This window comes from Nocardioides sp. (assembly GCF_024509035.1).
GTDB lineage: Bacteria > Actinomycetota > Actinomycetes > Propionibacteriales > Nocardioidaceae > Nocardioides.
Genome location: NZ_JANINT010000069.1, coordinates 1,015 through 9,848, shown reverse-complemented (window position 1 = coordinate 9,848; position 8,834 = coordinate 1,015). Strand labels below are relative to the sequence as shown.

6 protein-coding genes are annotated in these 8,834 nt (G+C 71.0%); all 6 read left to right on the top strand.

The window, feature by feature from the left end; all coding sequences use genetic code 11:
* On the top strand, window positions 1–573 hold a 573-nt coding region (locus Q0L15_RS06240; RefSeq protein WP_296603022.1), incomplete at its 5' end, for an MFS transporter.
* Window positions 574–645: 72 nt separating this feature from the next.
* Window positions 646–1,014: a hypothetical protein gene (locus tag Q0L15_RS06235; protein WP_296603021.1), complete on the top strand. Its 369-nt coding sequence runs from the start codon at window positions 646–648 to the stop codon at window positions 1,012–1,014.
* A 24-nt stretch (window positions 1,015–1,038) separates the two neighbouring features.
* A complete protein-coding gene (locus tag Q0L15_RS06230; protein WP_296603020.1) occupies window positions 1,039–1,797 on the top strand; it encodes an IclR family transcriptional regulator in 759 nt (252 codons plus the stop codon).
* A gap of 100 nt (window positions 1,798–1,897) precedes the next feature.
* Entirely contained in the window at window positions 1,898–4,375 is a 2,478-nt protein-coding gene (locus Q0L15_RS06225; RefSeq protein WP_296603019.1) for a hypothetical protein, read from the top strand.
* A gap of 136 nt (window positions 4,376–4,511) precedes the next feature.
* A complete protein-coding gene (locus Q0L15_RS06220; RefSeq protein ID WP_296603018.1) occupies window positions 4,512–6,407 on the top strand; it encodes a 5'-nucleotidase C-terminal domain-containing protein in 1,896 nt (631 codons plus the stop codon).
* Between the two features lie 174 nt (window positions 6,408–6,581).
* Window positions 6,582–8,789: a (Fe-S)-binding protein gene (locus Q0L15_RS06215; protein WP_296603017.1), complete on the top strand. Its 2,208-nt coding sequence runs from the start codon at window positions 6,582–6,584 to the stop codon at window positions 8,787–8,789.
* Window positions 8,790–8,834 lie beyond the last annotated feature (45 nt).

The window sequence follows — 8,834 nt, the reverse complement described above, 5'->3', positions numbered from 1 at the left end:
CCCTACCGCGCCGACGGCTACCTGAGCCGCATCCACGGCGTCTCGGTGCTGCTCGTCGTCCCCCAGTTCGTCGTGTGGACCTTCGCCCTGGCCTGGCTGGTGCAGGACCGCGGCTGGTCGCCGGCCGCGGCCGGCACGGTCGTCGCGGTCGCCCAGGTCGCCGGTGCGCTCGGGCGCATCGCGGTCGGCCACCTCTCCGACGTGGTCGGCGGCCGGATGCGACCGCTGCGCTGGGTCGCGCTGGTCGCCGCCGCGAGCATGGCCCTGCTGGGCTTGACGGCGGCGCTCGACCTGGCGGTGGCCGTCCTCCTCGTGGTCGTCGCCACCGTGGTCACCGTGGCCGACAACGGGCTGGCGTTCACGGCCGTCGCCGAACGCGCCGGGCCGTTCTGGTCGGGCCGCGCTCTCGGCGTCCAGAACACCGCCCAGTTCCTCGCCGCCTCCGCCGTCCCGCCGATCGCCGGCACGGTCGTCACCGCGTGGGGGTACGCCGCCGCGTTCGCCCTGGCCGCGCTCTTCCCCGTCCTCGCCGCACCGCTGGTGCCGGTCCACGACGAGCGCGAGCTCTCCTGAGCGGCGGCCGAGGACTGTCCCGACCAACAGCGGGGTACGGGTCCGCTGGGGGTACACGACCAGGGAGGACCCATGAAGACCGTCATCATCATCATCGCGGTGCTGGTGGTGCTCGCCATCGCCGTCGCCGCCTACCTGATGAGCAAGCGCCGCACCGAGCAGCGCCGGGAGCAGGCCGGGCACCTGCGGCAGGAGGCGGAGCTCCAGCGCAGCGACCTCGACCTCGAGCGCCAGCGCGCGGCCGAGGCCGAGGCCCGAGCCGAGGTGGCCCGCGCCGAGGCCGAGCGCGCCGAGCAGCAGGCGGCCGAGGCGCGCCGGGGGATGCAGGTCGAGGAGGCCCGCCACGAGGACGTGGTGCGCCAGGCCGACGCGCTCGACCCGGACGTCGACCACCGCGCCGACACCTACCAGCCCGGCTCGACGGGGTCCCGGGAGGCCTGACCCGCGGCGGGTAGCGTCCGCCGCATGAGCCAGGTCCCCGCCGCCACCCGGACGTTGCGGGTGCTGCGGTTCCTGGCCGGCCAGCCCGACCCGGTCGCCCTGGACCGCATCATGCGCGCGGTCGAGCTGCCCCGCAGCACGACGTACCACCTGTTGCACGCCATGATCGACGAGGGCTTCGTCGTGCACCTCGCCGACGAGCACCGGTTCGGCCTCGGGCCCGCCGCCTTCGAGCTCGGCAGCGGCTACGCGCGCCAGGAGCCGCTGCAACGCATCGCCCGTCGCCCGCTCGCGGACCTGGTCGACCGGGTCCGGCAGTCGGCGCACCTGGCGATCCTGCATGGGCGCGATGTGCTGTACGTCGTGGAGGAGCGCGCCCCGGGGCGCGCTCCTCTGGTCACGGACGTGGGCGTGCGGCTCCCGGCCCACCTCACCGCCAGTGGCCGCGCCATCCTGGCCCTGCTCCCGCCGGCCCAGGTGCGAGCGCTCTACGGACGGCCGGAGGACTTCGTGGATCGGCACGGGTCCGGGCCGCGCACGCTCAGCGCGCTGCGACGGGTGCTCGCCGACACCCGGCAGCGAGGGTACGCGGTCGAGGACGGCGAGATCACGCCTGGCCTGGCGAGCGTCGCGGTCGCCGTGCTCGACCACAACCAGCACCCGGTCGCGGCCGTCGCCGTCACGTTCGCCGACGACGGCGACGCCGCGGTGCTGCGCAGCGCGGTGACCGCCACCGCCACCCAGCTCTCCCGTCGCATCGGCGGCCCGTCCAGCCCGGCCTGACCCCGGTCTGGACGTCTGGTTCCACGGCACGCCGACGGGGAACCATCACCCGGGTCCACCCCGCTCGTTGAGGCACCAGACGACGCGAAGGAGTGCCCCGGTGACTGACCCCGCATCCGGCCCCGCATCCGGTCCCGCAACCGGTCCGGCGAGTGAGAAGCGAGCCGGCCGGCGGCTGGCGTGGGCCGGCGTCGCCGGCGCCACCGTGGTCGCCGTCGCGATCTCGATGGGTGGGGCCGCGGGTCTGCGGCCGGGCGGCCTGGGCGAGCGCTACGCCTTCGCCCAGAACGCCGGCGACGCCCTGAAGACGGACAAGAACGCGCTCTCCCGGGCCGGCGACCTCGGCGCGATCACGCGCGACCCCACGACCGCGGCCGAGAAGGCCGCCGCGGCGTCGTACGTCGAGCGCGAGCGCGCTCTGCCCGACCCCGAGCTCACCACCGCGCCGATCACCGGCCCGCGGCTCCTGCACCCGCAGAACCGCTACGCCCTGGCGGGCGGGTGCTACGCGCTCACCAGCGGCGGCGAGCCGCTGTTCTTCCAGGCCACCGACCTCGGCAGCTACCTCCTCTACGACGCCCACCGGGCCTTCGTGCTCGCCGACGGCGATCGGGCCGACACCCCGAGCCCGGACGCGGTCTGGCGGATCAGGACCCTCGGCGAGGGGCGCTACTCCTTCGCCAACACGACCGGTGCGCTGACGCTCGACCGGACCTCGACCTTCCGGCCGACCCGGACGACCGGCTGCGCCACCTACCCCGAGTCCCAGATCGACATCACCGGTCGCCCGCACGCCGGGGTGACGCCGTACCAGGAGGTGCGCGGCTACGTCGACGCGCACACCCATGGCATGGCCTTCGAGTTCCTCGGCGGCGACGCCCACTGCGGCAAGCCGTGGGACGCCTACGGCGCGCCGTACGCACTGGTCGACTGCCCCGACCACACCGCGACCGGTGGCTACGGCGGGGTGCTGGAGTCGGTGCTCTCCGGCGAGCCCCACCACGACCCGGTCGGCTGGCCGACCTTCAAGGACTGGCCGGCACCCAACTCGCTGACCCACGAGGGCACGTACTACCGCTGGCTGGAGCGCTCCTGGCGTGGCGGGCAGCGGATCTTCGTGAACCTGCTGGTCGAGAACAACCAGCTGTGCCAGCTCTACCCGATCAAGCACAACTCCTGCGACGACATGGACTCGGTGCGGCTGCAGGCCCAGGACATGTACAAGTTGCAGGACTACATCGACGCCCAGTTCGGCGGCCCCGGCAAGGGCTTCTACCGGATCGTCACCAACCCCTTCCAGGCGCGGAAGGTGATCAACGCCGGCAAGATGGCCGTGGTCATGGGCATCGAGACCAGCGTGCCGTTCGGCTGCACGTTCAAGGCGCTGCCCGGCGGTGACGTGCCGGCCTGCGACCTCGCGGACATCGACGAGCAGCTCGACGAGGTCAAGCGCATGGGCGTGCGCCAGATGGAGCTCGTCAACAAGTTCGACAACGCCCTGTCCGGCATCGCCGGCGACAACGGCGCGGTCGGCGCCGCGGTCAACACCGCGAACTTCCTCGAGACCGGGACGTTCTGGGACATGCGGCACTGCGAGCCGGAGGTGCCGGGCGCCCACGACCACAACCAGGTCGCCGCACCCGACATCTCCGCCGGCCAGCAGGACGCGCTGTTCGGCGCGGTCGCCGAGCTGTTCGGCCCGTTGAACCTCCCTGCCCTCCCGATCTACGGGACCCCTGACCACTGCAACAACCGCGGTCTCACCACGCTGGGCGAATACACGATCCGCGGCCTGGCCAAGCGGCACATGCTCTTCGACCCCGACCACATGAGCGTCAAGGCCCGCGTGGCTGCCCTCGACCAGATCGACGACATGGGCTACCACGGCGTGCTGTCCAGCCACTCCTGGTCGACGCCGGACGCCTACCCGCGGATCTACGAGGAGGGTGGCTTCATCGCGCCGTACGCCGGCGACTCGACCGGGTTCGTGGAGAAGTGGCGTGCGCACGTCGGATGGGCGGATCCGCGCTACTACTGGGGCCTGGGCTTCGGGGCCGACATCAACGGCCTGGGCGCCCAGGGCGACCCGCGCGGGGCCGACGTGCCCAACCCGGTCACGTACCCCTTCACCGGCCTGGGCGGCGTCCGCGTCGACCAGCAGCACGCAGGCGAGCGGGTCTACGACATCAACGTCGACGGGGTCGCCCAGTACGGGCTCTACCCGGACTGGATCGAGGACCTCGCGAAGGTCGCCGACGCCCAGCACCGCGGCGACGGCGCGGAGATCAAGGACGACATGGCGCGGGGCGCCGAGGCCTACCTGCAGATGTGGGAGCGCGCCGAGGGCATCGCGCCCGACTCCTGCCGCAACCCCGCGCAGCGCAAGCCGGTCCAGCGGGTGCTGTCCCTGATCCACCGGGGGATGACGACCGCGCAGGTGATGCGGGCGGTCGGCCAGCCCTACGAGCGGCTCGGCACGTCGTACGGCTTCTGCGCCAAGACGCGCACCAAGGCCCGGGTCCCGATGACCGTGACCTTCTCCCCCGGCGGGCGCGTGAAGGTGGTGCGGCAGGGCTAGCCGACGGCGGTCGAGGCGCGCCGATACCGGTGCCGGCGGCGGGCACATGCCCTTTCGGGTGACTGCAGGTCACGGGCCTTCCGCGGGGGGACGGCGTCGGTTAGGTTGCTGGCCCCGTCTGACCCAAGGAGAGGCCATGTCTCGATCGGCCCGCACACGTCTCGTACCCGCCGCAGCAGCCCTCGTCTCGCTGGGCCTGGTGACCGCCGGTGTCTCCACGGCCACTGCGACGCCCCAGCACCGTCCCGGCTCCTCGCTCAGCGACGGAGCCTCCGGCAAGACCAGCTACCGCCAGCTGACGAAGCCGGCCGCGAAGAACACGTACGTCAAGGTCGACCTGCTCGCCCTCAACGACTTCCACGGCCAGCTCGAGCCCGTCCCCTCGACGAGCTCCAGCGGCCGGATCAACAACACGCCGGCCGGCGGCGCGGCGTACCTCGCGCGGCTCCTCAAGGACGAGCGGGCCCGCTCGCGCGCGGCCGGCGCGACCCCGCTGACCGTGGCTGCCGGTGACCTCATCGGTGCCACGCCCCTGCTCTCGGGTGCGTTCCACGACGAGCCGACGATCAAGGCGATGAACCTCCTCGGCCTCCAGGTCGCCTCCGTCGGCAACCACGAGTTCGACGAGGGCTGGCGCGAGCTGCGCCGGATGCAGAACGGCGGCTGCCTCGACGACGGCCCGAACGGCGCGAACGGCGCCAACTCCTGCCCCGGCGACCAGGGCTTCGACGGCGCCGACTTCCGCTACCTCGCCGCGAACGTGAAGTGGGCCGACGGGAAGAAGCACGCGCGCGACACGCTCTTCCCGGCGACCAAGGTCATGAAGGTCAAGGGCGAGAAGATCGCGTTCATCGGCATGACCCTCGAGGGCACCCCCGACATCGTGACGGCCGCCGGCGTCCAGGGCCTGTCGTTCGCCGACGAGGTCGAGACCGCCAACGCGCTGGTGCCCCAGCTCCGCAAGCGCGGCGTGAAGTCGATCGTCGTGCTGCTGCACGAGGGGGTGGCACCGACCGACGCCACCGCCTACAACGACTGCTCCGGCGTGAGCGGCCCCGCGCTCGAGATCGCCCAGAACCTCAGCCCGGCGATCGACGCGGTCGTCTCCGGCCACACCCACCAGGCCTACAACTGCGTGGTCAAGGACCCGAAGGGCCAGCCGCGGCTGCTCACGAGCGCGATGTCGATCGGCCGGATGCTCACCAAGATCCACCTGCTCATCGACCCCAAGACCCACGACGTCGTGCGTCCCGCGGAGTACGCCGCCAACCTGATCGCCCAGAACGGCCCGTCGGTGACGCCGGTGCCAGCGGTGCAGTCGCTGATCGACGCCTACAAGGCGCTCGTCGCGCCGATCGAGAACCAGGTCGTCGGTCACATCGAGCCGGGCACGTCGATCAGCCGGACCGCCGACGCCAACGGCGGCGACTCGCCCCTCGGCAACCTGATCGCGGACGCGCAGCTCGCCGACGCCTCGGTCGTCGAGTCGGGCGCCCCCGGGCGGACCGGCGCCAAGCCGGTGATCGCGCTCATGAACCCCGGCGGCATCCGTGCCGACCTGCTGGAGAACTCCGCCGGTGACGTGACCTACGGCGCCACGTTCACCGTCCAGCCGTTCAACAACTACGTGGTCTCGATGGACCTCACGGGCGCACAGATCAAGACGCTGCTCAACCAGCAGTGGAACGGCGCCAACGAGGCCAGCCGCAAGATCCTCCAGGTCGCGGGCCTCAGCTACTCCTGGGACCTCTCCGAGGCCGCAGCGGCCGACACCGACGCACTGGTGGCGGACTCGGTGATGGTGGACGCCGACGGCGACCCCGCCACGCCGATGGTCCCGATCGAGGACGCCGCGACGTACCGCGTGGTCGCCAACAACTTCCTCTACGGTGGCGGCGACGGCTTCACCACGTTCAAGGAGTCGACCAACGGCTACTTCGGCGGCCTCGACGTCGACTCGCTGGTCTCCTACCTGCAGGCCCACGACCCGGTCGCGCCGACGCCGACCGACCGGATCACGCAGGTCCCCTGACCATCGACCGGCCGTCCGGATCCCGCCGGGATCCGGACGGCTGGCGCGCGCAGAAGTTACCAATCGGTAGGATCCTTCTCACGCTCCCCGGGGACTGACGGCCCGCGCGCCTGCCAATAGGCTCGCCGTCACGCCCTCGGGCGTGCATGCCGACGACCTGACAGGGAGCAACCAGTGACTGCAGTGCTGATCTTGGGTCTCGTGATCAACGCGATCGCCCTGCCGATCGCGGGGAAGCGGGCGCTGTTCCTCTACCGCCTGATCGCGAGTGGCCAGCCGGCGCCCGACCGGATCGCCGGGGTCACCCGGCGCCTCGGTGCCGCCGCCAAGCGTCAGGTCGTCGAGGTGTTCGGCCAGCGCAAGATGCTGAAGTGGACGGTGCCCGGCACCGCGCACTTCTTCGTGATGTGGGCCTTCTTGATCCTGGCCACCGTCTACCTCGAGGCGTACGCCGCCCTGATCTCGCGCGACCCGCAGTGGAACTGGTTCGTCTTCAACAACTGGGGCGTCCTGGGCTTCCTGCAGGACTTCATCGCCGTGATGTGCACGCTCGGCCTCGTGGTCTTCTGGGCCATCCGGCTGCGCAACCAGCCCAAGCAGATGGGCCGCAAGTCCCGCTTCTTCGGCTCCCACCTCGGCCCGGCGTACTTCACGCTGTTCATGATCTTCAACGTCGTCTGGACGATGTTCCTCTTCCGGGGCGCCGTCGCGGCCCGCGACATCGCCGAGGCCGAGGCCACCGGTGTCGAGCACGGCTACGGCAAGGCGGCGTTCGTCTCCTACCTGCTCGGCAAGGTCTTCCCCGACAGCACCGCACTCATCGGCGTCGGCCTGCTGCTGCACATCGGCGTCATGCTGGTGTTCCTCATCTTCGTGCTGAACTCCAAGCACCTGCACATCTTCATGGCGCCGCTCAACATCCTCTTCGGTCGTGAGCCGGTCGCCCTGGGCGCGGCCAAGCCCCTCGTCTCCGCCGGCAAGCCGGTCACGCTCGACGACATCGACGACCTCGACGAGGACGCCAAGCTCGGTGTGGGTGCGATCGAGGACTTCACCTGGAAGGGCCTGCTCGACATGGCGACCTGCACCGAGTGCGGTCGTTGCCAGTCGCAGTGCCCGGCGTGGAACACCGAGAAGCCGCTGTCGCCCAAGCTGCTCATCATGGGCCTGCGCGACGCCGCGTTCGCGAAGGCGCCGTACCTCCTCGCCGACGAGGGCAAGCGCGAGGCGCTGCTCGAGGGCAACGACACGCTCACCAAGGAGGTCGAGCGGCCGCTGGTCGGAGAGACCGGCGACGAGTGGTTCTACATGCCCGAGGACGGCTCGGGCGTCATCGACCCCGACGTGCTGTGGTCGTGCGTGACCTGTGGCGCGTGCGTCAACCAGTGCCCCGTCGACATCGAGCACGTCGACCACATCATCGACATGCGCCGCTACCAGGTGCTCGTCGAGTCGAACTTCCCCAGCGAGCTCAACCAGCTCTTCCGCGGCCTGGAGAACAACGGCAACCCCTGGAACATGTCGCCGAACGCCCGCATGGACTGGGCCAAGGGACTGGACTTCGAGGTCAAGGTCGTCGGCGAGACGATCGAGTCGCTCGACGAGGTCGACTGGCTGTTCTGGGTCGGCTGCGCCGGCGCCTACGAGGACCGCGCCAAGAAGACCACCCGCGCGGTCGCCGAGCTGCTGCACATCGCCGACGTGTCCTTCGGCGTCCTCGGCAACGGCGAGACCTGCACCGGTGACTCCGCCCGCCGCGCCGGCAACGAGTTCGTGTTCCAGGGACTGGCACAGCAGAACGTCGAGACGTTCAAGGAGTACAAGGTCAAGAAGGTCGTCTCGACCTGTGCCCACTGCTTCAACACGCTCAAGAACGAGTACAAGGAGTTCGGCATCGAGCTCGAGGTCGTGCACCACACCCAGCTGCTCAACCGGCTGGTGCGTGAGGGCAAGCTGACCCCGGTGCGCGACGGTGCCGGCGCCCACAAGCGCACGATCACCTACCACGACCCGTGCTACATCGGGCGCCACAACGGCGTCTACACGCCACCGCGCGAGCTGCTGCAGGTGCTGCCCGGCGCCCAGGTGGTCGAGATGGAGCGCAACTCCGAGCGGTCCTTCTGCTGCGGCGCCGGTGGCGCCCGCATGTGGATGGAGGAGAACATCGGCGAGCGGATCAACGTCAACCGCACCGTCGAGGCCGTCGCCACCGGCGCCGACCAGATCGCGGTGGGCTGCCCGTTCTGCCGGGTCATGCTCTCCGACGGCCTGACCGCCCAGCAGGACAAGGGCGAGGCCCGCGCGGAGGTCGAGGTCCTCGACGTCGCGCAGATGCTGCTCGCCTCGGTCAAGGGCGAGCCGGCGACGACGTCCCCGAGCTGAGGTCGCTGCTCGCTCGGTCACCGGCGAGGCGAGCGGGGGCTCTGC

Excerpts from the sequence above, each read along its gene's own strand:
- Q0L15_RS06235 (WP_296603021.1), top strand. The coding sequence starts at position 646 with ATGAAGACCGTCATCATCATCATCGCGGTGCTGGTGGTGCTCGCCATC.
- Q0L15_RS06230 (WP_296603020.1), top strand. The coding sequence starts at position 1,039 with ATGAGCCAGGTCCCCGCCGCCACCCGGACGTTGCGGGTGCTGCGGTTC.
- Q0L15_RS06220 (WP_296603018.1), top strand. The coding sequence starts at position 4,512 with ATGTCTCGATCGGCCCGCACACGTCTCGTACCCGCCGCAGCAGCCCTC.